The organism is Acinetobacter sp. 102 (assembly GCF_037028485.1).
Classification (GTDB): Bacteria; Pseudomonadota; Gammaproteobacteria; order Pseudomonadales; family Moraxellaceae; genus Acinetobacter; species Acinetobacter higginsii.
On the sequence record NZ_JAZEZK010000001.1, the window covers coordinates 161,261 to 185,223 of the forward strand.

Here is a 23,963-nt window from a genome sequence, read left to right on the forward strand (position 1 = left end):
TGCAACGAGTCATGGCTTTTTAAACTATTTTTGGATCGATCTTTAAACTATAAAATAATCTTAATTCGAACTGAGTCCGCTGGTTGCAGACAGTAAATCAATACGTGGGAACACCAAACCAGTTCGCGTATCGGTAATTGGCTTACCTGTTACTTTCAAACGATTTACGGTTTGATCGATGGTCTCTGATGGTGTCACGCCATTGGCACGTAATAATGCGATTGCCCCTGCAACATGAGGCGCAGCCTGTGAAGTTCCACCTTGAGTTTCCCCACCTGCAGTAATCATTGCACCTGGTGCCAATAAAGTCACCAATGAGCCACCATTACTAAAGCATGTGATTTTATCGGCTGCTGTGGTTGGATCAGAGCATTTCAAAGGATTGCCCCAAGACACGCCACCAATATTACTGTCATACACCGCGCCTACTCGTACTGCACCTTTCACACAGGCTGGTGAAGAAATCCCATCGGCGAAGGCATCATTACCCGAAGCCACTACAGGTACAACACCTGCTGCACGCGCATTGGCAAAAGCCGTACTATAGCTGCTATTGCTACATTCAGAGGTGTATTTCACCCCAGGTACACCCAAACTTAAATTAATCGCTTTAATGTTATAGGTTTGCGCATTATTTACGGCCCAGTTAATGCCTGCCAGAATATCACTGTCATAAGCGGTACTTGCCCATTGCCCTTGTGATCGAACTTTTCTAAACACATCTATCCCAATTATTTTGGTTTTAGATGCAACTTTGGCAACAATCCCAGAAACGTTACTGCCATGCCCGTCATCATCCAAGCTATTGTCATCAGGTGCGCTATCAAAGGCATAGACCACACGACATGTTGAAGCTGGGGTATTGACTGCGGTACAGCCAAAGTCAGCATGTTTATAATTCACCCCAGTATCAATCACCACCACACTCGAACCCTCCCCAGTAAAGCCATTTGTGACCGCTTGAGGTTGATTAATAAGAGGTAGACTTTCCATTGTGGTCGGGACATTTTTACGGTTTGGATAAACACCCTTTACCGTCGGATCATTTAACACCTGCGCTAAGGTTTCACGATTTTGAATACGATATAAGCCCAAAGGCAAACCATTAAACTCACGCAAGGTCTGAAAACCTGCTGCGTTGCTAAATTTATTTTTAAACTGACTTTTACCATCCGCAATCAGGCTACGTTTTTCTCGCCCTAAAGTAGTGCTCGTTGCACTGCTATCGTATTCAATCAGTAGATCATTTGAGTCATTGTCGACTAAGGCATCAATATTAATTTTGCCATTCGACACTTTATTTAATGCTGCGGTGCTGAGTCGTTGTTTGAGTTGGACAGCATCGAGTGCTGCGGCAGAGGCTGTAGTGGTATAAAAAGCACACAAGCTTAAAAGTAGTAAGGTTTTATTGTTCACTATTGATCTCCATCGTTCTTGGATAAAGAACGGTTCTTAATATCTGTTTTTCTTGGATAAAAGAAGCCCAGACGATTTAAAGTTTTTTAATTTCATTGGCTGGATCAGTGTCAGGATCAATCGGTTGTATCGAAGGATCGCTTTTCGTATCGTAAAATTGGGTATCTTTTTGAGTTGTCTCCAATTTTTTCAACATATGTGATGTGGTATGTTCGGTTGTGTTCACCTCCTGTTTGCTTAAAACGGTTGAAATATTCCCTGAATGATCAGGGCTGATCTGATAAATTGCGGTATCATCCGTTGAACTGGTTGGTTCGGCAGGTTCAAAGTAGAAAACCACCACACCCAGTGCAATCAATACAATTAAAAATGCTGCAATCTGTTTCATTCATATTCTCCAGCGCTTTATTTACTGGCCATTACTTGGTTTTCAATTCTTTTTCTATAAATAATGCGAATACAATTTAAGATTCACTTTATATTTCACATATATCTTTAAATAAAATACGATCTGAATCGTGGGTTTATCAAAAAATATAGCGGCATCATGGTATTTAATCTTGTGCTTCCTGGTGCAAAATTTCTACGCACTGCAAACACGATGAAAAAAATGAAATGACTAAAAAAGTGCAATCACAATTTCACATAGTTATACCAAGCAATAAAAATGCCATTTTTTTGATCTTTTTTGAATCGGTTTAAAGCTATTTATTTATTCATAATTTTCATATTCATTTTGTTAAAACATAACCAGAAGAGTAGCTATATTATTGCCATTACTTTTCTCAAAATTGATTTACTACAATAATTTATATTAATTAAAAAACTATACTTTTCACGTGCTTATCAGTATAAATAATCTCCACAATTTCTCTCCAGATTGTTTTTAAGCTGTAATCTGGTTGTAACGTTTGATGAAAATCACACATTTCTGATTTTTTGCTCGCTATGATGCAGTTGCGTTAATGAAGTACCCCAATACGGTACATCGCTTAAGGAAATCGCAATGAAAAAAATGATCAAAACAGCTATCGTGACAACTTCTATCCTTGCTTCTGCTTCAGTTTTTGCACAGAACGTAGGCGCAAATGCCAGTGGCTCAGCTCAAGTCAATGTACAATCAGGTGGCCTACTTAAAGGCGTCACAGGTGCAGTGAAAGGCACAGCACAAGGTGTGGGTCAAGTGGCTCAAGGTGTTGGTCATACTGCACATAATGTCGGTCATGCTGCTGTAAATACAGGTGTTGCAGCTACGCATCAAACAGTTAATGCGGCAACAAATGTTGGCTCTAAAGTCGCGAATAAAACAGGCGAAGTCGTAAAAAATACCAAAGACTATGCTGTAGACAAGGCAGTTGATGGTAAAGAATTCGCTGCAGATACGACTGCAAATGTAAAACAGCGTATTGCGGATAAACAGGCAACTTCAAAATCTAAATCATTGAATTTGGAAGCACAAACCAATGCCAAAGCACAATTGAATGGCAAAACAGCTGGTGTAAATGCTCAAACAGGTTTGAATGCTGATAAAAAGAACCTGCAAACAGGTGCAAATGTAGGTGTTAAAGTGTTAGGCGTAAATGCCAACGTCAATACCAATGCAAAAATTGGTGCGAATTAATAGTCAGTAAGATATAAAAAAGCCCTTTGAATATTCAAAGGGCTTTTTTTTATTGCAGAGCAGTCATTCAGCATAATTGCAGTCTGGTCTGTTCATCCGCATTATTTTCAATAAACTGAGTCAAGCCTTGCGGATCACAACTTAAGGTCAGCTGCTTATAACTTAGATGATAAAAATCAGCATAGTGTTTAAACACCAACGGCGATTGATCCAGTGCAAAGGGTTCACCCTCTTTGACCAATTTATGAATTCCACGATCATTCATACTCAATAAATAATATTCATCATTCAATCTGAGCTTCACCAAACTATTGGCAGTCAGGTTTAATGGCAATAGATAGGCTGGATTGGCTGCAATAATCTCAGCGCTATAGCACTCTAATTTCAAGCTTGCCAAATTAAAGACCAAAAACTGATTCTGCGCATTCACCACATTGGCAGCTTGTGTCTCGGTATGTTGTGCAAAATGCAGATGTACGCCGAGCTTATGTAAATTCTGTTCAGTGCCTTGTTTTAGATTAAACAGTTGCTGTACCAGTTTTTGTTTGAGCGCAGCATCAAAATAGCGCTCATCTAAGGCAATGTCGTTCTGTTGCAGTATTTTTAATAAAGCCTGATTATGGCGAGGTAACAAGGCATCCAATACATGTCGATAATAGAACTTGCTTTGCTTCTTAACTTCTCGAACCCGCTTATAGAAATAAGTGATTTCAAATGGTTTAACCACAAAATCATTCAGCAACTGGGAACTTGCTAAAACAGAAAGTGCTTCATGGCCTGTAAATGGCAAATGAATCACATGCATTTTAGGCAATAAAGGTTGGATCTTTAAGAAATGCTCTTTATCTTCTGCATAGTACGGATCGTAGACAATGATGTACTCACGCGATGAATCGACTTCATCTGCCTGAATTTGCATGTCTTGATGGATAGACGCATCAAAAAATTCAGCATAACGGCGATCCTGTACCACATCAGGGTCAATGGAATACTGTGGCACAAAAGCCACAATCTTTTGCATATTCAATAAATTTGAATACTTGATTGCAGCATAGCCACCCATTGAGCCGCCATAGCCGACAATGCCTTTAAATTGCTGCAAAATCGGTTGAATCTGCTGCTGCATCTGAAGCATGCTACTTTTTGGAAACCATGATTTCTGCTTCGGCATAATGCCGATCACATTGTATTGATATTTTATTAAGGATTTTTCAGCATTAATTGACATGCCTTTAGCACGACTAATCAAGTCGCCAAACGAAATCACTAAAGTGTCACTTGAACCTTTTAAAAAAATAACGCGAATGTGCTCATCTTCAAATATTATTTGCTTATCCATGCTCACACTGAAAAGTTGATCCTAGGTCTGTAGCAAAAAGTCACCAAATGATGGCTTTGCCAAACCATAATTGCGGAGTATCTTATTTTATAGAGATAAGACAGATTAAAAAGCGCAAAAAATGACACAATCCTTACATCCTGCTGCTCAAAAAGGCTTTAGTTTAGGGGCTGAACTGTACCAGCAGGTTCGCCCCAGTTACCCACAAGAAATAGCGGTTTGGCTGCAAGATCGGCTCCAAATAGATGAAAGTTCCACTGTTGTTGACCTCGGTGCAGGGACTGGCAAATTCTTACCCTACTTGATTCAGACCCAGGCAAAAGTGATCGCGGTCGAGCCTGTCACTGAAATGTTACAGCAGCTTCAACAAGCCTATCCGACAGTCGATTGTCTGCAAGCATTCAGTAGCGAACTACCATTCGCCGATGCGTCAATTGATGCCATTCTCTGTGCGCAATCGTTCCATTGGTTTGCCAATATCGAAACGCTCAGTGAAATGCATCGGGTACTTAAGCCAGCAGGCCATCTAGGGCTGATCTGGAATCAACGTAATACCGCTGTCGATTGGGTCAAAGCCTTGGCTGATGAAATTGCCCCTTTAGAAGGTGATACCCCGCGTTATCATAGTGAATTATGGAAACAGGCCTTCGAAGGACAATCCTTATTTAAACTGGATGGATTAACCACCTTTCAACAGGCGCATCAGGGCACTGTCGAACAAGTGGTGAGTAAACGCTTGCTGTCCACCAGTTTTATCGCCGCGATGCCCTCCACAGAGCAACAACAGTTAAAAGCAAAGTTTGAACAAATTGTATTTGATTTTACAGGCTTAACTGCGCAAGATCAGATTAGTTTCCCCTATACCACTTTTGCCTACCATTTTCAGAAAATACCCAACTAATTCTTGAACGAGCTCTGCTATGCCTAACCTAAAAACCACATTTGCCATCACCTGTGTACTCAGTTCAGTACTGATGCTCAGTGCTTGTAATAAGGACAAAGAGCCAACTGCAAAGCAACAACAGCAAAGCAGCGCAAGTAATGATGCAATTGGTCAACTGAATCAAACCCCGATCAAGCAATTCCCTGCCACAGCAGATGATGGGCATGATATTGCGGTATTGGATGACTATGATCATCGCTTTACCGACATGAGCGATAGCATGGAAATGGAATTGGCCAAGATGAAAGAAGCCAATAGCCTCACCCCTGAATTCGAGCAGCAACGTCAAAAAGATAATGTGAACTCAGCCTTGAAAATGCTCAAAGAACTGGAGCTCAAAACTGAGCAGGGTCGCTATATTCAAGGCTTGCTTTATGATTATTGGGAACATCAAGCCCAAGTCTTGGAACACGCCAATGCTGCTCAAACGACAGATGCGAATCAGCAAGTCAATCAGCTAAATGAATATCTACATGCACAAAGCCAGTTGCATCATTGGAGAAATGCGCAAACAGCGGAAAGCAAAATGCAAGCTGAGTAGCTGAAATAAATAAAAAGGGGCTGATGCCCCTTTTTCATTGCAAATTTATTGTTAAATATTTTGTTTCTCAATCCAGTGAATGGAACTCACACGAAATAACTCACATGCGCCATCACCCACTCCACCTGGGGTTAAAGACGATTTCCATACCAAGTCCTTATCCCGGACCTCGACCAACTCACCTTTGAGTTGAACCAAGTCACCACGTTTCACTTGCTTGATTTGTTTGGCAATCTCTGGATTGGCAGGAATAATATGCATATTGGACACCAGTTTGATCGCTTGATCGGGTGGCACAGGCAGTGTATTCATTTTCCAATTCAAATAACGGTCATATTGACGTACATCAATCGTCCGTGCGATCGCAGGATCAGTAAACAGCCCCAAACTCACCGCATAATCGATCGGAGAAAATTTGGCTTGCTCATCGTCATGATAGACTTTTGAACCGAGAATACGGAAATTACCATCAAAAGGTTTTAATACCGAAATCGATTGATATTCCACAACAGGCGCTAAGCCATTGGCAATGTTATATTCTGCCTGACCGGTTGATGCATGTGTTTGCCCAATTGCAGCCACCATGCATAAACTCATCCATAGACGTTTTTTCATGGCTCGATTATCCTCGAAAATATTAGAAAAGCCTTTCTCTTGATAGTATGCTGAGATGGTGAAAAAAAGTGCTTTTTTTGGTAACAGTCAAATTCATTTTAGTCATATTTTTGTGCTGTTAGTGAAGTATCCTCTTTATTAAAACCAACGAATGGATTTCTATGATTTACCAATTTTACCAACGTCATATCTTTCCTCATTTGCTCAATCAGGTCATGCAAACCGCTAGCTTGATGGATCGACGTCGTGAATTACTGCTCCCACTCGAAGGTGAAGTACTCGAAATTGGTTTTGGTACAGGGCTCAATATTCCGTTTTATGGCAATGTCGATTCACTCTATGCCTTAGAGCCCAATCCTGATATTTATCAATTGGCCGTTGAACGGGTACAGCATGCACCTTTCTTTATTAAGCATGTGCAATCCAGTGCAGAGAAATTGCCTTTCGCTGATGCATCTTTAGATCATATTGTGTCGACGTGGACACTGTGTAGCATTGCTGATCTTGAACAGGCCTTAGCCGAAATACATCGGGTACTCAAACCAACAGGAACCTTTCATCTGGTTGAGCATGTCAAACATCCAAACTCGACAAAAATCCAATCTTTGCAAACGCTGCTGACTCCAATTCAAAAACGTATTGCCGATGGTTGTCATCTAAACCGAGACATTGAACGCCAGCTCTTGCAAGCCAAATTTAAATTGATCGAAAAAGAATATTTTGATGCAGAAGGTATTCCTGCTGTGGCACAAACAATGCTGTTGGCGCGTGTACAAAAATTAGAAACGCCTCATTGATCTTCGAAATCAATTCGCAAGGTTTCAAAACGAATGCGACCTTCTGTGACCGCCTGAGCAATCGCCTGCTGTCCTTTGCTCAAGCGTGCACCACCACTTTTAATATCCAATAGAATCACCTCAATATCGTCGGCTGTACCATCGCCATCGCGAAAGTCGGTATAACCATCAAAAACCACATAATCGACAGGATCACCTAAAAACTTGGCATCACTGGGTAAATAACGAAACTCTGGTAAGATCGGTGCAAACTGCTCCGCCATTTTGCCTTTCAATACCGCACGGCTGGTATTGACACTGCGCTTCTGCGCATCAAGCAAAGCCTGTTTATGTTCTAACTCTAGTTCGGTGATATATTTTTCATACTCAGCCTGAATCCGACCATTACGGGTGCTGGATAAAATAATCGTGGTGATCACGACACCAATACAACCACCAATCAGCATCGCCAACCAAACCGACATAGCAACTTTCCTTCTCTTGAATGCAGCTATTTAACTGCAACATTAAACTTTTGTCATGTGTAACACACTTGACCGAAAAAGATGCTAAGGTATAAACGAATACGAGAGCCTAGTTAATAAATCTAATTTCATGAAAACCATATTAATCGCAAATCAAAAAGGTGGCTGTGGCAAGACTATGACAGCTATTACATTGGCTGCAGCACTATCTCAAAAAGGATATAAGGTTGCGCTGGCTGACGCTGACAACCAAAAATCGTCTTTGCAATGGCTCAAGCAACGGCCTGAAACCGTCACAGGCATTCAGAGTCTGGATTGGCGACATGAAAAATCCATTGGTGAAGCGCCAAAGAATTTAGATTATTTAATTATTGATGCACCTGGTGCACTTTCAGGTGAACATGCAGAGCAATTGGTCAGCGAAGCGCATGCGATTGTAACGCCATTACAGCCATCGTTCTTTGATATTGACAGTACTCGTCGCTTCTTAAAACATTTACAAGACATTAAACGTATTCGTAAAGGTAAAGTGCAAATCCTGTTGATTGCCAATCGCGTCAAACCGAACAGTGCCAGTTCCAAAGATATTCAGGACTTCTTTAGCAAGATTGAGCAAGATCCTGTGGCATGGATTTCTGAGCGTAGTGCCTACGGTACATTGGCAATGCAAGGGCTGAGTGTGTTTGATAAAACCCAGAAAAATTTTGTCAGTATCCAAAGCCAATGGCAGCCTGTTTTAAACCAGTTGGTCGATGATCCGAGCGAGTGGTTTTAAGGCTTTGCAAAGAAACGTAATCTTTTGATATCAAATCTTAAAACAGGGAAATGAAAATTTCCCTCGCTTACATTTTCAGTTAAGATGGTTTTATTCAATTTATAGCACTTGAGAAATACTATCGTGCAACAATACGCTCCCATATTACAACGCGTTTTGCTGTTTGGACTGTTCTTTGTCCTGCTCTTTTTGGGATTCAGTATTCTCAAATACTTTATTGTCCCTGTCCTTTGGGCCGCAATTATTGCCTATATGACTTGGCCCTTATATCTATGGGTACAGCGTCGTTTCTTTGGTGAAAACCGACCTACACTGAATGCCACCCTAATGATTAGCTTGGTCATTATCGTGATTGGTGTGCCATTTATCTGTGCAATCTTTATGTTGCAACTTGAAGGTCGTAATTTATATTTTAATTTACAGCGACAATTATTTTCAGGCCATGTTCAAGTTCCTGAATTTATCAAAAATCTACCGATTATTGGCAAAGACATCAGTCGTACCGTCAATGAACTGAGTAGTGATCCGAACAGTATTACCAAGAATATTGCCGAATGGATTCAAAGCCATCTGAGTTATGGCCGTTTTGTGTTGAGCGAGATTAGCCGTAACTTGGTCAAACTCACATTTGCACTGATGACTTTATTCTTCTTCTACCGTGATGGGCAAATGATTTTGGCGCAAGTGAGTCGTGCCTTGGAAATGGTGATTGGTCCACGTGTGCATCATTATTTAGATACCATTTCGGAAACAACTCGTGCTGTCGTATACGGCGTTGGTTTAACTGCAGTTGCACAAGCCCTATTAGCTGGCCTCAGCTATTTTGTTGCAGGCGTTCCAAATCCAATGCTGTTGACCATGGTCACCTTTATATTGGCGCTAATTCCTTTTGGAACACCTGTTTCATATCTTGGGGTAGGCCTGTGGTTATTTGCTCAAGGGCAAACCATGGAAGCCATTGGTGTTGTGGTTTGGGGTGTGGTGATTGTGAGTAGTTCGGACAATGTGATTCGCCCATTGGTAATTTCAGGCGCGACCCAGATTCCATTTATCTTGATCATGTTCGGGGTATTAGGTGGTATTGCCAGCTTTGGTCTGGTCGGCCTATTCATTGGCCCAGTGATTTTAGCCATCCTGTTAGCGATTTGGCGTGAATGGTTGCATGAAAATGTCGATGAGCCTGTTGCCGCTTTGGAGGCTCCTCCTGAAACTAAGTAGGTTTGTTTTGTTTAATTTTTTGTCATGAATTGATTAATGTTGCTTGCGAGATATCGCTTACTTTGTTTGAATCGTCAAATAAAGATAATTTATAAGGATATCTTCGCAATGACTTCAATGCTTCAAAAAATGTCTCTGCTCGGCTGTCTGAGTTTAAGTCTCGCAGCCTGCTCTTCGGTTTCGCTCGATAACAATGCGGCTAAAATCCAGACCAAGACCAGCACAACGGATCAAAAGCAGTTGATCCAAGTCTATCAAGTCGATGCCAATGGCGTGGGTGCTTCAATCGGAACGGTTGCTTTTCAACAAACGCCTAAAGGTTTATTAATCACCCCTGCACTTTGGAAACTTTCTCCTGGCGAACATGGTTTCCACATCCATGAGAACCCATCCTGTGAAGCTGCATTAAAAGATGGAAAAATGGGGGCAGCCTTGGCAGCAGGCAGTCACTTAAATCCTGAAAAGGTCGCGCATCATGGTACGCCTGAAACAGGCCACTTAGGCGATTTACCTGTGTTGGTGGTGAATGAAAAAGGCTTTGCAACCACACCTGTGATTGCGCCACGTTTAAAACTGGCTGATATTCAAAATCGTGCGATCATGATTCATGTCGGTGGAGACAATTATTCGGATACACCTAAGCCATTAGGCGGTGGTGGTGACCGTATTGCATGTGGTGTGATTAAGTAATCTAAATACTGTGGGTATCTTACGAGTTATCCACAGTTGCTTTGCTTTTAGTCATTTTTTATATGTTCTTTAATAATCTCATCATAACAAAATACAACTGAGCATGAATTTTGCATCTTATCTATTATTTGAAAAATCATGCAAATATTGATGCTAAAAAATAGTGCTACTTGTTGGTTAACAATGCTTTCCTTTGGGAAATTTATTTGTATGATGAATCCAGAACATACTAAAGAATAAGAATCGTGAAAAATTTATCCCGCCTGTTCAATCGCTTTCGCTCCAACTCAATTGTTCTTTATTGCCTACAAATCCTGATTGTACTGTGTGGGACCACTTTAGGTTTATATCAGCTTGGATTCGGGCAACTGATTGTTCCTGTCACCTTAGGGGCAATTGCGACCGCACTGACCGACTTTGATGATCGTCTCAGTATCCGTTTACGCAATCTGGTCTATGTCTGCGTGCTGTTCTTTACGGTCAGTACCATTTTAGAGTTTCTTGCCCCCTATAAATTTTGGTTCATTGTCTATCTCAGCCTCTCCAGTGCAGCACTGGTCATGATGGGTGCGCTTGGGCAACGTTATGCCACCATTTCCTTTGGTACAATTTTACTTTCGATCTATACCATGTTCGGTCTAAGTGAATATCCAGATTGGTATCAGCAACCGAGTTATTTTGTATTGGGTGCCTTGTGGTATGGACTAACTTCAATCTTATTTTTTGTTATTCGCCCAACCTTACCTTTACAAGAAAAGATTTCCACTATTTTTCAGGATCTTGCTGAATTACTTCAAGCCAAATCACGTTTATTCGACCCAGATAATATTGATAATGTTGAAACACTGCTATTCGAACTTTCTCACAAAAATAGCCAAGTGGTCAGTAGCCTGAATCAAGCCAAAAACTCCTTACTGACGCGCTTAAAAGCGTCTCGGGTTAACAACACCAGTATTTATTGGCTGAACTTATATTATTTTGCTCAAGACATGCATGAACAGGTCACGTCCAGTTATCTGCATTATGAAAAGATTCATCAAAATTTTAGCCGCAGTGATTTAATTTTCCGTATTCAAAAAAATATGCAGCTTCAAGCCATGGCGTGTCATGATTTAAGCCAAGCAATCTTAGATCATCAAAGCTATCAGCCCCGTGAATCTGCCAGTAAAGCACTAGAAAATCTAGAATTGTCGATGCGTGATTGGATGCAACAACATCCCCATAATCTTGAAGTTAAAAATCTGGAATTGATCCTCAATAATTTAAAAAGTGTGCATGAGCAGTTTGCTCAACTGCAGCTCAATCAAAATATTGAACAGCTTTCACCGCAGCAACATCAAGATCATTTGAACTTACTCGATGATGATATTCAGGGTGTGCAGGATCTAATTTTAAAAATCAAACAACAACTCAGCCCACAATCGGCGCTGTTCCGTCATGCCGTGCGTTTGGCTGTGATCTTTGCGGTTGGCTATGCCATTTCATTATTGCCCTTTGCTCAAAATGGCTACTGGATTTTACTCACCAGTTTATTTGTTTGCCAAATTACTTATTTTGCCACCAAGAGCCGACTTAAACTGAGAACCATTGGCACTTTACTCGGGGTGTTATTAGGTATCCCCATTCTTTATTTTGTGCCAAGTATTGAAGGCCAATTGCTATTAACCGTCATCTGTGGGGTCTCATTCTTCTATTTAAGACAAAAGAAATATGCACTTGCCACGGTTATGGCTACTTTGATGGTGTTATTGATTTTTAATTTAAAAGGTGCAGGTTTTAGTATTATTCTGCCACGCATTATTGACACTTTTATTGGCTGTGCGATTGCATGGCTCGCGGTCAATTTCATTTGGCCCGATTGGAATTTTCGCAATATCTCCAGCAACATCAAGAAAAATAATCAAACCACCTTCGATTATTTTCATGTGGTGGTACAACAATATCATCAAGGGCGTGAACTCGATCTGGAATACCGAACCACTCGACGTGCAGCACATAATGCCCAGATCGAGCTGTCGAATATGATCTCAAGTCTAAGTACCGAACCTCAGCCTAATCAAGAACTCATTCAGCATGCCTTTCGCTATTTGGTCTATAGCCATAGCCAACTCAGCTATGTCTCGGCCTTAGGACATCAACGGGAAAAAATTGAAGATCAGGCGTTGTTAGAACTACTGGATAAAATTGAGAATGTGCTCAAGCAAAGTCTGATCGAACAAGCCGCTATTCCGCAACAGCAAGTAGAACGCTTGCTTGAAGAGATTGAGATCCTCAATCAACAGCATCAGGTCTCTGCAAAGCACCCGTTGCTGTTAAAACAAATGAGTCTGTTACTCGAGACCTTACCTGAGTTAGTCCTATTAAAAAATAAACTGCTCGCCTTAGAAATCAAGTGAGCAGTCGATGGGGATAATTAATTCAACCCGTCTTGCTGACGTGCCAGCATATGCTGTTTCAAGGCATGGCGTGGTGAACTAAACCAGAATAAAATCAAGACCAAACTGGCTAAAGCAAAGGCCCAAATATGGAAATGCGTATACAGCACACGAACCAATTCAATCACGACAAAATAACTGATCATCATCAACATCGAGACCGCGGCTGCGACTGTTCCTTTTGAGACTTCCGAAGACATCAGTGCAAAACGGTACATCACCGAGAAGCTAATCCCCTCGCCCAAACTGATTAAGGTCATACCAATCAATAAACAAGGCACCAAATAGCTTTGCCAAATGACACCGAGCAGCAAGAATGCAGTACCCAATAACATGATCGGCAAACCAAATAGAATGGTTTTACCTAGCGGGAAACGATCAATAATCTTGATCAGGATGATATTGCCTGCAATTAAGCCAAAGAACACAGGAAACTGCGCCAAGCCATATTGCACACTGCTCAATTTCAGCTCATCAACTAAAATGATTGGTGATAAAGCAATCCATAACATCAACGGCATACCCACCATCGGTAAGGCAATGCTTAAACCCAAGAAACGACGGTTGCTCAATACCTTTTTAAAGTCATCAAAAATATAACTAAAAGGCTGCTTCGGTTGTTTACGGCTTTCTTGTGTCGCAGGCATAAATTTCTTTAAGCCAAACCAACTGATAAAAGACACCGCAGCAATGGCGACGAAACCCCAATGCCATGACACATAATCAATCAGGAATGCCCCCAATACAGGGCCTAGTAAAGGCGCCAATAAAGAAATATTTGCCATCAGTGCCATAACTTTGATCGCATCACGCTCTTCAAAGGTTTCTTGAATGGCTGCATAACCGACCGCAGAAATGACGCTTAGCCCCATACCCTGCAAGAAACGCAAGGTCAGGAATTGTTCAATATTGTGCGTCAATAAAATCAGCAAACAACAAACCGTAAAAAATGCCACACCTGCCAACAGTACTTTTTTACGCCCGAGACGATCCGAAAGCGGTCCCAACAGCCATGCGACACTGGCACCACCCAACAAATAAAATGACATTGACGACGGTGCCCACGTTGCACTGACTGCAAATTGTTCTGTAATCGACAACATCGCAGGTTGAATCAAGTCATTACCGATATAAACTGAAAATTCGAATAGCACTAAAGCTAAAGGAAACATGAGCGTTATACGGTTTAACGTCATGTTCTGATTATTCGTCATCATGTTTTATTCACAAAAATAACCAACTCGTGTTCGTCCCATTTTTCAAAACGAAAAAGGGATCATCACCACAAGATTTTATGGCTTAGATTTAAATTAAATTTTGATTTCATGCTGTGAGAAAGCATGTGATAAATGTGAAAACACCGTATTCACTAGGTGTATATAAGAAAAACAATTTATTTACGTGAGATTGGTAAATGTTTTACCGTTTGGCTAAATTGCCACGCGCAACTGTAGCACTTTTTCAAAATGACCGCAATTTAAACAGCCGATAACGCTCATATTGAGATGTGCATAACCAAAAAGTTATCCACATCTTTGCTGATATTTTATACATAGCTCTAAATAGAACCCATACTTATGGGCAGAGATCAAATTGGAAAGTCTCTGTATTTTCTCCTCTGGCACATTGATAGCTTTGCTTTTTATTGACCACTTTCCAAACATCTTGATTTCGTTTCAATTGATATTCTGTCCGCACCGCAATCACCGAATCATCTAATTGAGCTTGTTCAACTGTGACCTGTGCATCGGTTGGATTCTCGGCACTATTGAATTGCTGATCTATTTTTAAATTGCTGTCTTCATGAAATAGATCGGGCTGATCCGATAAGACCGCATGCATTACCGTACTCTTTTGCACGGCTGCTTGTTGCTGCGATGGTGCTGTTGGTTGATTACACGCCGTGAGGAATAAAGCAGATCCAAAGATCATCGCAATTTTATACATTTTGTACCCATCCAATCCATTTAGCTCATTTATGCTACTATGCAAAACTGAATGGCCACGCAACAAAATGTATGTGGCGTGCATTAAATTTGTTGTCATCATTCAAGATGATGATCATAACAAATGATTAAAAAAACACAGTTTATAACATCAAAACCACCTTACTTTGGACATGCCGATATGTCAGATTTAGCGAAAAATTTAAGCATTATTTTAATCTTGGGCAGCACTTTGGCTGCCTGTTCAAAACATCCAGACCAGGCGGAAAATGAGGCTGCTGTTGCGACTGAAAGTGCGGCAATGGATAGTACTGCTGTTCAAGAAAATGCCGTTCAAAATCCAGAGCAATTGCTCAGCAATCAACAAAGTGCTTTGGAACAAAATCGCCAATTGGTGAAAAGCGCACAATTACAATTTGAAGTGAAAGATGTATTAAAAACCACATCAGCACTGGAACAGCAGTTATTGCAATACAATGGTTATATCGAAGAAAAGCAGATTAATTATCAAGTCAGTGACCGATCTGAACGTGACCGTATTGATGGCAGTGTCGATATTTATGAAAAGATCACCCCCACCGTGCAACTCACGGTACGTATCCCTAATGCACAGGTGACCAGCTTTTTAAATAATTTATTGCCACTCATGCTGAACTTTAATACCCAGAGTTATGAAGCCAAGCGTTATGAATTAAAATTGCTCGAAGAAAAACTGAATACTGCCAATCAAAGTAACAGCGGATCAAATGCAGTGAACAATCAGCTACAGCAACTGACCAATTTAGAAGTCAAAGACCGCTTGGCCTATAGCACCATTCGACTGGAATTCTTCCAACAATCACAAGTGCGTAAAAGCCATGATCTCAATATCAACCGTATTGCCACCTTAGACAGTGATCCGTTATTCAGCCGAATTTGGGAAGCCATTAAAGTGGGATTATATGGCTTTAGAGAAACCCTCATTTGGCTGGTGATGCTGTGGCCGCTGTATGTAGCGATTGCGATTTTATGGGGAGCTCGTCGCTGGTATAAAGCGAAAAAATCCAAAGCTGAATAGTTTAATTATTGATTTTTGATCAATAGTATTTTGCTCATTTATGCATTTTTACTCATGAATAGATTTTCTAAAATACTTTCCAGTTTTTAGAGATTTATTTTTGAGTAATCCCATGAGCAATATTTTAATTATTAATGGCGCCAAACAATTTGAACATTCGAATGGTGAGTTGAACGACACACTGACCGAGTTTTCTCAAGCACATCTAAGCACCTTAGGTCATCAGGTACAAGTTACGCGTACCGATAGTGACTATGACATTCAAGCCGAAATTGCCAAATACCTATGGGCAGATGTGGTGATTTACCAAATGCCAGGTTGGTGGATGGGTGCACCTTGGACCATGAAAAAATACATCGATGACATCTTCACCATCGGACATGGCTCACTTTATGCCAGTGATGGCCGCAGCCGTTCAGATGCCTCTAAAAAATATGGTTCAGGTGGTTTAATCCAAGGTAAAAAATACATGTTGTCTTTGACATGGAATGCACCGATGGAAGCCTTTACTGATCCAGACCAGTTCTTCCAAGGCGTTGGTGTGGATGGCGTTTACCTACCTTTCCATAAAGCCAATCAGTTCTTGGGTATGGACTCACTACCAACATTTATTGTGAATGATGTCATCAAGGCGCCAAATGTGCCAAGTTATATCGAAGCGTACAAAGCACATTTAGACCAGCTTTTTGCAGCAAGCCATTAAGTGAGAAAATAAGATGCTAACCATTATTGCTGAAATTTATACACATGCAGGCGCTGAACATCGCCAAGCCGTTTTAGATGCCTTTGAAAAAATTATTCCAACGGTACTGGCAGAAGACGGCTGTCATGGCTATGAGCCATTGATTGATCATCTTCCTGCAATTGAGATGCAGGCCACTGATGAGAATACGATTGTCATGTTAGAGAAATGGCAGAGTACTGCTCATTTAGAAGCGCATATGCAAACTGCCCATATGCAGCAACATTTTGAAGCGACCAAAGACCATGTTGCCGATGTAAAAATCCGTATTCTCAACAGTGGGATTTAACAGATAACACCATACAGCTGAGTCCGACAAAATATGAAATCATTAAATATTTAAGTCGAACCCAGCTGATGAATAAATGCATGGTTCTACTGATAGTAATGCTGTTTTAAATAACGGCTATAATCTGTTAAATAGGCTTCCAAACTGGCACGACGATCCGCCTTCGGCATCGACTTTGCTGCCAGTTGCTCTATCTTGCTTTGCAACAGTTGAAGAATCGCAGCTTGTTCCGCTTGGGGTAGCTGTGCTTTTTCTTGTTGCTGCTTTTTAATCTCCAGATAATCTTCCGCCCAATGCCGTAATGGATCGTTTGCATCCACTTGCGCAAACAGATCGGTAATCAATAATTCAGGCATCTGTTCTTGGGTCGCCAATTCAGCCGACATCAAGCCACGAATCGAATAAAACACTTTTTTATAAGTAAAGTTATCTGCGGTTTGCATCACTTTCATGCCACCATTCGCTAATGATAAATAGTGGTGATACAACGCGCTATAGTCGATTCGCTCAAGCAAGCCATCACGAAAGAGCTGCCATTCTGGAAAGGCATTAAAATAGACAATATGTGCTCTGACCCACTCTAAAACAGTAGGGTTGCTTTTTGCCAACAGCCCAAACATTTTATTCAGGTCATAAGAGACAAAGTCAAAGTCCCCATCCATAATCTCGATCAAGTCACGATGCTTTTTATAATCAAAATATTGGTCTTTACTCGGTAGATGAAAACCGCGTACATCATAGTCACTATCAGGACTGGCCATGCCCCATAAACGGCTACCACTTTCAATATAAAATAATGGGATATCTTGGCGTTGTTGAAATAGTTTTTCGATTTCGTGATGGATATTCATTGCGATGACTTCATTATTTAAAAATTTATACTTGTGAGAAACAATACTATTTTTTACCGTACTCATTAATTTGATTTTAAAAAAATTATCGTTTGATAAAATCAATCTCTATTCAATATAACAAATAGGATCATGCATGCAACTGACTTATGCTGGACAGATTTTCTTGGTGGTGGTTGCGATCTTATGTGTCTGGTCTTTTGTGCTGACAAAGTTTTGGCTAAAACGTTTAGCTAAGAATCGTGACAGCAGTAAGTTTGAATTTGCTTATTTATTTGTGGTGGTACTTAGCATCAGTTCTTTATTTTTTCCTTTTACTTTTTGGGTGTCGCAAGCTGTATTTGGTTTAGCAACCAAACCGAGCTACGATGCAACCATTGTGAGCTATACCTCTGAATGGGTCGATACCGAACGTACGGATTCCAACGGGCGTAAATATAAAACCCAAACTTTAATGCATACGGCTCAGATGCAATTCAAAGATGATCAAAACAGAACATTGGTCTTGGATAATTCAGTCCGTTCAGGTGATGTGCCTGTAGTCGGAGACCATATTCAGGTCGTTTATGAGGCGGGTGATCATTCCGCACAAGAAAAGAGTTGGCGCACGGGTTTACTGTTTGCCGCTACCCTGTTTATGCTGTTTATTATGGGTTATATCTTGGTCATGATTATTGCCTATGCTTTGAATCGGAATATGGAGCCTTACAAAGCCTTTGCTAACGTCTTAATTTTTAGAATTACCCTTCCACTCGGCACAATGGCGATGTTTGGGATGCTGTCTTATTCGGTTTTTGCTTATTTCTTTTTGGGCAATCCACAGAATATATCTGTCTGGGCTATTGCGATTTGCAGCTTCTTTGCACTTTGTCTTTTACCGCTGATTTATCATATTTTGACAGGTTGGAAAGCGTACAAGAAATAATTTTTTATTGCCGTTTATTCTTTAATTGTTGTTATATACGCTGTCCCTACACTTTTACCTTGAAAATCCAATACTGAATAATTTTTCATCAAAATAATTTCATCTAGGATTTGCCCAAATAGGATTTCACAGACCAAAAACTCATTCAGAATTTTCTTTTCTTCATCTTTCAAATATAAGCGTATCATATGAGTTGAATCTTCTATTTTCATAAATAAGATCATACTGATATATAAATCATTATTCTTGTTATTAAAATCAACGTAGTCAGCAGCAATGTCTTTACGATGTAAGCAAATATATCCCTGACAAATCATTTGTTTTTCTATCATTTATTCTTTCCTAATAACAAAAAAGCGCATCTTTCGATACGCTTTTAGCAAAACTTCTTTTATCTAATCAAGTATTAAAGATCAAATAATTTGCCCGGGTTCATAATCCCATTCGGGTCAAACGCCAACTTCAATGCTTTCATATATTCAATTTCTTCAGGCGAACGCGAATACTCTAAATATGGCTTCTTAGTCATACCCACACCGTGCTCGGCAGAGATCGAACCATCATATTTTTTCACGGTATCAAACACGTATTTATTCACCACCTGACACTTGGCAAAGAACTCATCTTTGGTCAGATTTTCAGGTTTTAAAATATTGAGGTGCAAGTTACCGTCACCAATATGACCAAACCAGCAAATTTCAAAGTCAGGATAATTATCCGCAACAATCGCATCAATTTCCGCAATAAATGCAGGTACATGGGTAATTAATACAGAGATGTCGTTTTTGTATGGAATAAACGGCGCAATCGATTCTGAAATATCTTCACGCAAACGCCATAAGCTTTCAGCCTGTTCAAGACTTTGGCTCATCACACCATCAATCACCCAACCTTGTTCCATACAATGCTCAAAAATCTGCATTGCCTTGTCCATGATTGGTTCATATGGTGCTTCAAATTCCAATAAGACATAGAACGGGCATTGCGTTTCAAATGGACGCTGTACATGACCGCGATTCAATACTTTCTGCATTGCCAATTCACCAAAGAATTCAAAAGCAGTCAGATCAATTGCATTTTGGAAAGCATGGAGTACCGGCATCACGGCATCAAAATCAGGCACACCGAGAACCAATACCTGTAAATTCTGTGGCTGACGCTCAAGCTTGATTTCAGCTTCAGTCGCTAGACCCAATGTCCCTTCACCACCAATAAACAAGTGTTGCAGCGAATAACCTGTCGCATTCTTAATCATGCCTTTGTTTAAACGCAGCACATCACCCTTACCTGTCACTACCGTCAAGCCAAGTACCCAGTTACGGGTCATGCCGTACTTGATGACTTTAATGCCGCCGGCATTGGTCCCGATGTTACCGCCAATCTGGCTTGAACCCGCTGAAGCAAAATCGACTGGATAGTACATGCCTTGTTCTTCGGCATAATTCTGTAATTGCTCAGTCACCACACCTGCTTGTACGCGTACCATACGATCCGCTGGGTAGAACTCAAGAATCTGGTTCATCTTGTCAAAGCTAATCACGATCTCGCCATTGGTTGCGACCGCGCCCGCAGAAAGGCCGGTACGACCGCCCGATGGGGTAATCGCGACATTAAATTGATTGGCAAGTTTAACAATGGCCTGAACTTGTTCAGTGCTTGAAGGGAAAACGATGACTGATGGGTTCGGATCAAAATGTTTGGTATGATCACGTCCCCAATTTTCCAAACTGTCGGCATCGGTTTTAATTCGGTTTTCACCCACAATTACCGTTAATTGGGTCAATAACTCAGGTGTTAAAGCGACTGAAGCATTCATCGTTTACAGGCCTAGCAAGAAGTAAAGATAGAGCATTTGAATAACAACACAATATTTTTCAATATCTTAAAATGCAGTATTCAACATATAGAAACTCGGCAGAACAGCGCAAACCTGATGTTTTCAGATTTGACTATCAGATCTCTGCATTTTACATAGAAGCAGGCACGGGATAAAGCTTAGGATAAAGATACTGTAATAACAAAATGTGTATAACCAATAAAATTCAGCTTCAACTGAAAAATTATCAATAATTCTGCTGTGCTAATTTTAAACCAAATATTTATATCTCAAAGCTCTATGCTATAGTACTGCAACTAAATTTTGGCCTTTGTAGCGGAGCCGTAATGAGCCAACATCTATCACTACCTAAAGACAAAATCCGTTTCCTTCTGTTAGAAGGTGTGCATCAAAATGCCATCGATACTTTAAATGCAGCGGGTTATACCAACATCGATTATCACAAAACTGCGCTTGAAGGCGATGCTTTGAAAGAAGCAGTTAAAGATGCTCACTTCATTGGTATTCGTTCCCGTACGCAATTAACTGAAGAAATCTTTGAAGCTGCGAACAAACTGATCGCAGTCGGTTGCTTTTGTATTGGTACAAACCAAGTCGATTTAAAAGCGGCGATGTCTCGTGGTATCCCTGTATTCAACGCACCGTATTCAAATACACGTTCGGTTGCAGAATTAGTTCTTGCTGAAACAATTCTGTTGCTTCGTCGTGTACCTGAAAAATCGAAAGATACACATGCGGGCGGTTGGAATAAAGCTGCGGTGGGTTCATTTGAAACTCGTGGTAAGACTTTAGGTATCGTCGGTTACGGCTCGATCGGTTCACAACTTTCTGTTTTGGCAGAAAGCTTAGGTATGAAAGTCATCTATTTTGATGCTGTGACTAAATTACCATTAGGTAATGCACGTCAAGTTGGCTCTTTAGATGAACTTTTGGAAACTGCGGATGTGGTAACGCTACACGTTCCAGATGTTCCGTCAACGCGTAACTTCTTCAAAAAAGAACAATTCGCGAAAATGAAAAAAGGCTCAATCTTCTTGAACGCAGCACGCGGTACATGTGTGGTGATCGAAGATTTAGCAGATGCAATTAAATCAGGTCACATTGCTGGTGCAGCGGTTGACGTATTCCCGAAAGAACCAAAAGCTAATGGTGAAGAGTTCCTATCTCCACTTCGCGGTTTAGATAACGTGATCTTAACCCCACACGTGGGTGGTTCGACCATGGAAGCGCAAGCAAACATCGGTTTAGAAGTGGCTGAAAAATTCGTTGCTTATTCAGACAAAGGTATGACCCTTTCTGCGGTGAACTTCCCAGAAATCGCATTACCACTTTCTGATGGTCAGCACCGTTTGCTGCACATCCACAAAAACGTTCCGGGTGTGTTATCGAAAATCAATACATTGTTCGCTGAACAAGGCATCAACATCTCTGGTCAGTCGTTAATGACAAAAGGTGATATCGGTTACTTGGTGATGGATGTTGACGCATCTGCATCTCAAGAAGCGCTTGATACTTTGAACCACGTTGAAGGCACCATCCGCGTTCGGGTATTGTTCTAAGCAATATTTAGAATAATGTCGAAAAGCCACAGTTGATGCTGTGGCTTTTTTATGGGCGTTTGACTTATTATGTGAATATTATACCAACTGTTAAATAATAAAATGTCGACCCCAATGCTGAAAACACCACTACATGCTTTATTGCTGTTGATGATTGCCATGTTGTGTGTACAAGGCAGTGGTTCTTTGGCCAAAGTCCTGTTTCAAAGCTTTCCTGTATTGACCGTCTCCGCCATGCGCCTGTTTTTTGGTGCGATCATATTGGCGGTGATTTTTAAAATCTGGACCATTAATTTCAAAGTGGTTCGCTGGAAAGCGATTCTGACTTATGGCGTCGCCCTTGCAGGGATGAATGCCCTGTTCTATTTATCGCTTGAACGCTTACCTCTTGGTTTAGCTGTTGCCTTTGAATTTATCGGCCCCTTAAGTGTGGCGCTGTATCATGCTCGGCAGAAATATGACTTCATCTGGGTTGGCTGTGCCATTCTGGGCTTAATGTTGCTCTTTCCTTTGCAACAGGCACAGCAAGGTCTCGACATGCTTGGCGTATTCTTTGCCATTAGTGCAGGTGCGTGTTGGGCACTGTATATTATTGCGGGGCAAAAACCGTCAGGCATCTCTGGTAATCACACCGTTTGCTTAGGCATGAGTATTGGTATGCTCTGCTTACTACCTTTCGCGCTATTTTCAGGCGCCATCGATCGGGTATTTGAACTGCCAAACTTATACTATTTTATTGGTCTTGCGATATTAGCCAGCGCCCTGCCCTTTACCCTAGAAATGATTGCCTTGCGTAGTTTAACCCCGCTGAGTTTTGGTACCTTGATGAGCTTAGAACCTGCGGTTGCCGCCCTCTCAGGCTTTATATTCTTAGGTGAAATGTTACTTTGGAATCAATGGTTAGCATTGGGCACCATTATTATTGCCTCGATTGGCTGTACCTTTACCACGCAACAGGCTCGACAGCAAAAAGAGGCCAAATAAATGATCTTGCCTCAACATCAGAAAAACGCTCTCGCTTATCTTGGAGATCTTAGATGAAAAATCTCCAATTAGTTGCCGTGCTGTACATGGTATTGTCCATGCTGTCTTATCAGATCAGCGCATCCTTTGCCAAGCAATTAATCGCCACGCTTGATCCACTGACAGTGACAATTTTAAGACTGTGTTTTGCGACCATTCTGGTGGCGATCATGTTCCGTTCATGGAAAATCATTTCCAAATTGAAGGAGCTAAAATGGCGAGATTTACTCTGTTATAGCGCAGCCTTGTGTTGTATGAATATTCTGTTCTATACCTCTTTGGGTAAGTTACCCCAAGGGATTGCGGTGGGCTTAGAGTTTATCGGTCCATTGGGTTTGGCCTTACTCTCGATTAAACAGCGCAGTGATTATATTTGGGTAGCATTTGCGATTTTAGGCATTGCTTTAATGGTGCCGTGGAACGATGCTCATGCCCAGCACTTTTCCTATATCGGTGCAGCCTGTGCGCTGGGTGCAGGATTCTTTTGGGCCTTATATATTTATTATGGGCATCGCGTGGTACAGCAAAATATTGGCATGCATGCGCTAACGATTGCTATTGGTCTATCCGCTCTGACCTTACTGCCTTTTGGTCTATGGAATAACGCGCCAGTGCTCCTAGATACTCAATATTGGGGCAAAGCACTGGTGATTGCCCTAATGGCAACTGCGATTCCTTATGCTCTGGATTTAATGGCACTCAAACGGCTAACTAAGCTCAGTTATGGGACGCTTTCCAGCCTTGCGCCTGCATTGGCAGCCTTAGCAGGTCTAGTACTGCTGCATGAGCGAATTAGCTTAATTCAGTGGGTGGCTTTGGCTTGCATTATGGTGGCTTCGATTGGTGTTACCTTACGCGGTGGAAAAGCTTAGTTAGATCT

25 protein-coding genes are annotated in these 23,963 nt (G+C 41.1%); 15 read left to right on the top strand and 10 right to left on the bottom strand.

Annotated features, from left to right (window positions below; translation table 11 throughout):
- Positions 1–60: 60 nt before the first annotated feature.
- Positions 61–1,416 carry a S8 family serine peptidase gene (locus WA352_RS00800; RefSeq protein ID WP_005201260.1) on the bottom strand — a complete coding sequence of 452 codons (1,356 nt, stop codon included), beginning with the start codon at positions 1,414–1,416 and terminating at the stop codon, positions 61–63.
- 76 nt (positions 1,417–1,492) lie between these two features.
- Positions 1,493–1,804 (bottom strand): hypothetical protein, encoded by a 312-nt coding sequence (locus tag WA352_RS00805; protein WP_005201261.1) that lies wholly within the window; start codon positions 1,802–1,804, stop codon positions 1,493–1,495.
- A 618-nt stretch (positions 1,805–2,422) separates the two neighbouring features.
- On the opposite strand from WA352_RS00805, the gene WA352_RS00810 reads away from it, so the two are divergent.
- Positions 2,423–3,037: a hypothetical protein gene (locus WA352_RS00810; protein WP_004804029.1), complete on the top strand. Its 615-nt coding sequence runs from the start codon at positions 2,423–2,425 to the stop codon at positions 3,035–3,037.
- 67 nt (positions 3,038–3,104) lie between these two features.
- On the opposite strand, the gene WA352_RS00815 is transcribed toward WA352_RS00810, so the two are convergent.
- A complete protein-coding gene (locus tag WA352_RS00815) occupies positions 3,105–4,376 on the bottom strand; it encodes a hypothetical protein (protein WP_033134372.1) in 1,272 nt (423 codons plus the stop codon).
- A gap of 121 nt (positions 4,377–4,497) precedes the next feature.
- Here WA352_RS00815 and WA352_RS00820 point away from each other — a divergent pair, with 121 nt between their 5' ends.
- Together WA352_RS00820 and WA352_RS00825 are read left to right on the top strand one after the other, a co-directional pair.
- The gene (locus WA352_RS00820) at positions 4,498–5,277 is read left to right on the top strand and encodes a class I SAM-dependent methyltransferase (protein ID WP_005201267.1); all 780 of its coding nucleotides are present in this window, start codon (positions 4,498–4,500) and stop codon (positions 5,275–5,277) included.
- A gap of 19 nt (positions 5,278–5,296) precedes the next feature.
- The gene (locus WA352_RS00825; RefSeq protein ID WP_005201269.1) at positions 5,297–5,860 is read left to right on the top strand and encodes a hypothetical protein; all 564 of its coding nucleotides are present in this window, start codon (positions 5,297–5,299) and stop codon (positions 5,858–5,860) included.
- A 51-nt stretch (positions 5,861–5,911) separates the two neighbouring features.
- On the opposite strand, the gene WA352_RS00830 is transcribed toward WA352_RS00825, so the two are convergent.
- Positions 5,912–6,475, bottom strand: coding sequence for a hypothetical protein (locus tag WA352_RS00830; protein WP_004657571.1), 564 nt, complete (start codon positions 6,473–6,475; stop codon positions 5,912–5,914).
- A 161-nt stretch (positions 6,476–6,636) separates the two neighbouring features.
- Here WA352_RS00830 and WA352_RS00835 point away from each other — a divergent pair, with 161 nt between their 5' ends.
- Positions 6,637–7,272, top strand: coding sequence for a class I SAM-dependent methyltransferase (locus WA352_RS00835; protein WP_005201271.1), 636 nt, complete (start codon positions 6,637–6,639; stop codon positions 7,270–7,272).
- Here WA352_RS00835 and WA352_RS00840 read toward each other — a convergent pair.
- Positions 7,266–7,736: a Holliday junction resolvase-like protein gene (locus WA352_RS00840; protein ID WP_005201277.1), complete on the bottom strand. Its 471-nt coding sequence runs from the start codon at positions 7,734–7,736 to the stop codon at positions 7,266–7,268. The genes WA352_RS00835 and WA352_RS00840 overlap by 7 nt on opposite strands.
- Positions 7,737–7,866: 130 nt before the next feature.
- Here WA352_RS00840 and WA352_RS00845 point away from each other — a divergent pair, with 130 nt between their 5' ends.
- From WA352_RS00845 to yccS, 4 genes are all read left to right on the top strand, one after another.
- Positions 7,867–8,511 carry a ParA family protein gene (locus WA352_RS00845; RefSeq protein WP_004657565.1) on the top strand — a complete coding sequence of 215 codons (645 nt, stop codon included), beginning with the start codon at positions 7,867–7,869 and terminating at the stop codon, positions 8,509–8,511.
- Between the two features lie 123 nt (positions 8,512–8,634).
- Positions 8,635–9,729, top strand: a complete 1,095-nt coding sequence (locus tag WA352_RS00850) for an AI-2E family transporter (protein WP_005201278.1) — start codon at positions 8,635–8,637, stop codon at positions 9,727–9,729.
- Positions 9,730–9,837: 108 nt separating this feature from the next.
- Entirely contained in the window at positions 9,838–10,419 is a 582-nt protein-coding gene (sodC, locus tag WA352_RS00855) for a superoxide dismutase family protein (RefSeq protein ID WP_033134371.1), read from the top strand.
- Positions 10,420–10,664: 245 nt separating this feature from the next.
- The gene (gene yccS / locus WA352_RS00860) at positions 10,665–12,815 is read left to right on the top strand and encodes a YccS family putative transporter (RefSeq protein WP_033134370.1); all 2,151 of its coding nucleotides are present in this window, start codon (positions 10,665–10,667) and stop codon (positions 12,813–12,815) included.
- A gap of 17 nt (positions 12,816–12,832) precedes the next feature.
- Here yccS and craA read toward each other — a convergent pair whose 3' ends face one another.
- Positions 12,833–14,068 carry a chloramphenicol efflux MFS transporter CraA gene (gene craA / locus WA352_RS00865; protein WP_374755513.1) on the bottom strand — a complete coding sequence of 412 codons (1,236 nt, stop codon included), beginning with the start codon at positions 14,066–14,068 and terminating at the stop codon, positions 12,833–12,835.
- Between the two features lie 361 nt (positions 14,069–14,429).
- Complete coding sequence (locus WA352_RS00870) at positions 14,430–14,801, bottom strand: hypothetical protein (RefSeq protein ID WP_033134369.1); 372 nt, start codon at positions 14,799–14,801, stop codon at positions 14,430–14,432.
- Positions 14,802–14,981: 180 nt separating this feature from the next.
- Between WA352_RS00870 and WA352_RS00875 the strand changes: the two genes are divergently transcribed.
- The 3 genes from WA352_RS00875 to WA352_RS00885 all read left to right on the top strand — a co-directional run bounded on the left by WA352_RS00875 (position 14,982) and on the right by WA352_RS00885 (position 16,888).
- On the top strand, positions 14,982–15,857 hold the full coding sequence (locus WA352_RS00875) for a DUF4349 domain-containing protein (protein ID WP_033134391.1): 876 nt from the start codon (positions 14,982–14,984) through the stop codon (positions 15,855–15,857).
- 112 nt (positions 15,858–15,969) lie between these two features.
- A complete protein-coding gene (locus WA352_RS00880; protein ID WP_033134368.1) occupies positions 15,970–16,560 on the top strand; it encodes an NAD(P)H-dependent oxidoreductase in 591 nt (196 codons plus the stop codon).
- Between the two features lie 13 nt (positions 16,561–16,573).
- Positions 16,574–16,888, top strand: coding sequence for a putative quinol monooxygenase (locus WA352_RS00885; protein WP_033134367.1), 315 nt, complete (start codon positions 16,574–16,576; stop codon positions 16,886–16,888).
- An 86-nt stretch (positions 16,889–16,974) separates the two neighbouring features.
- On the opposite strand, the gene WA352_RS00890 is transcribed toward WA352_RS00885, so the two are convergent.
- Positions 16,975–17,739: a nucleotidyltransferase domain-containing protein gene (locus WA352_RS00890; RefSeq protein WP_033134390.1), complete on the bottom strand. Its 765-nt coding sequence runs from the start codon at positions 17,737–17,739 to the stop codon at positions 16,975–16,977.
- Between the two features lie 136 nt (positions 17,740–17,875).
- Here WA352_RS00890 and WA352_RS00895 point away from each other — a divergent pair, with 136 nt between their 5' ends.
- Positions 17,876–18,664: a hypothetical protein gene (locus WA352_RS00895; RefSeq protein WP_033134366.1), complete on the top strand. Its 789-nt coding sequence runs from the start codon at positions 17,876–17,878 to the stop codon at positions 18,662–18,664.
- 14 nt (positions 18,665–18,678) lie between these two features.
- On the opposite strand, the gene WA352_RS00900 is transcribed toward WA352_RS00895, so the two are convergent.
- Both WA352_RS00900 and WA352_RS00905 read right to left on the bottom strand, forming a co-directional pair.
- Entirely contained in the window at positions 18,679–18,996 is a 318-nt protein-coding gene (locus WA352_RS00900; RefSeq protein ID WP_033134365.1) for a hypothetical protein, read from the bottom strand.
- A gap of 74 nt (positions 18,997–19,070) precedes the next feature.
- Positions 19,071–20,480 (bottom strand): FAD-binding oxidoreductase, encoded by a 1,410-nt coding sequence (locus WA352_RS00905; protein WP_336140974.1) that lies wholly within the window; start codon positions 20,478–20,480, stop codon positions 19,071–19,073.
- A 347-nt stretch (positions 20,481–20,827) separates the two neighbouring features.
- Between WA352_RS00905 and serA the strand changes: the two genes are divergently transcribed.
- The 3 genes from serA (at position 20,828) to WA352_RS00920 (ending at position 23,955) form a co-directional block, all read left to right on the top strand.
- A complete protein-coding gene (serA, locus tag WA352_RS00910) occupies positions 20,828–22,060 on the top strand; it encodes a phosphoglycerate dehydrogenase (RefSeq protein WP_004657532.1) in 1,233 nt (410 codons plus the stop codon).
- A 102-nt stretch (positions 22,061–22,162) separates the two neighbouring features.
- Positions 22,163–23,044, top strand: coding sequence for an EamA family transporter (locus tag WA352_RS00915; protein ID WP_033134363.1), 882 nt, complete (start codon positions 22,163–22,165; stop codon positions 23,042–23,044).
- Positions 23,045–23,097: 53 nt separating this feature from the next.
- The gene (locus WA352_RS00920) at positions 23,098–23,955 is read left to right on the top strand and encodes an EamA family transporter (RefSeq protein WP_033134362.1); all 858 of its coding nucleotides are present in this window, start codon (positions 23,098–23,100) and stop codon (positions 23,953–23,955) included.
- Positions 23,956–23,963 lie beyond the last annotated feature (8 nt).

Coding starts and splice junctions, on each gene's coding strand:
- WA352_RS00890 (WP_033134390.1), bottom strand. CDS start 17,739: ATGAATATCCATCACGAAATCGAAAAACTATTTCAACAACGCCAAGAT.
- WA352_RS00805 (WP_005201261.1), bottom strand. CDS start 1,804: ATGAAACAGATTGCAGCATTTTTAATTGTATTGATTGCACTGGGTGTG.
- WA352_RS00905 (WP_336140974.1), bottom strand. CDS start 20,480: ATGAATGCTTCAGTCGCTTTAACACCTGAGTTATTGACCCAATTAACG.
- WA352_RS00915 (WP_033134363.1), top strand. CDS start 22,163: ATGTCGACCCCAATGCTGAAAACACCACTACATGCTTTATTGCTGTTG.
- WA352_RS00830 (WP_004657571.1), bottom strand. CDS start 6,475: ATGAAAAAACGTCTATGGATGAGTTTATGCATGGTGGCTGCAATTGGG.
- WA352_RS00825 (WP_005201269.1), top strand. CDS start 5,297: ATGCCTAACCTAAAAACCACATTTGCCATCACCTGTGTACTCAGTTCA.
- WA352_RS00810 (WP_004804029.1), top strand. CDS start 2,423: ATGAAAAAAATGATCAAAACAGCTATCGTGACAACTTCTATCCTTGCT.
- WA352_RS00920 (WP_033134362.1), top strand. CDS start 23,098: ATGAAAAATCTCCAATTAGTTGCCGTGCTGTACATGGTATTGTCCATG.
- WA352_RS00895 (WP_033134366.1), top strand. CDS start 17,876: ATGCAACTGACTTATGCTGGACAGATTTTCTTGGTGGTGGTTGCGATC.
- WA352_RS00845 (WP_004657565.1), top strand. CDS start 7,867: ATGAAAACCATATTAATCGCAAATCAAAAAGGTGGCTGTGGCAAGACT.
- WA352_RS00835 (WP_005201271.1), top strand. CDS start 6,637: ATGATTTACCAATTTTACCAACGTCATATCTTTCCTCATTTGCTCAAT.
- WA352_RS00870 (WP_033134369.1), bottom strand. CDS start 14,801: ATGTATAAAATTGCGATGATCTTTGGATCTGCTTTATTCCTCACGGCG.
- WA352_RS00840 (WP_005201277.1), bottom strand. CDS start 7,736: ATGTCGGTTTGGTTGGCGATGCTGATTGGTGGTTGTATTGGTGTCGTG.
- WA352_RS00815 (WP_033134372.1), bottom strand. CDS start 4,376: ATGGATAAGCAAATAATATTTGAAGATGAGCACATTCGCGTTATTTTT.
- craA (WP_374755513.1), bottom strand. CDS start 14,068: ATGACGAATAATCAGAACATGACGTTAAACCGTATAACGCTCATGTTT.
- WA352_RS00885 (WP_033134367.1), top strand. CDS start 16,574: ATGCTAACCATTATTGCTGAAATTTATACACATGCAGGCGCTGAACAT.
- WA352_RS00880 (WP_033134368.1), top strand. CDS start 15,970: ATGAGCAATATTTTAATTATTAATGGCGCCAAACAATTTGAACATTCG.
- WA352_RS00875 (WP_033134391.1), top strand. CDS start 14,982: ATGTCAGATTTAGCGAAAAATTTAAGCATTATTTTAATCTTGGGCAGC.
- sodC (WP_033134371.1), top strand. CDS start 9,838: ATGACTTCAATGCTTCAAAAAATGTCTCTGCTCGGCTGTCTGAGTTTA.
- WA352_RS00820 (WP_005201267.1), top strand. CDS start 4,498: ATGACACAATCCTTACATCCTGCTGCTCAAAAAGGCTTTAGTTTAGGG.
- serA (WP_004657532.1), top strand. CDS start 20,828: ATGAGCCAACATCTATCACTACCTAAAGACAAAATCCGTTTCCTTCTG.
- WA352_RS00900 (WP_033134365.1), bottom strand. CDS start 18,996: ATGATAGAAAAACAAATGATTTGTCAGGGATATATTTGCTTACATCGT.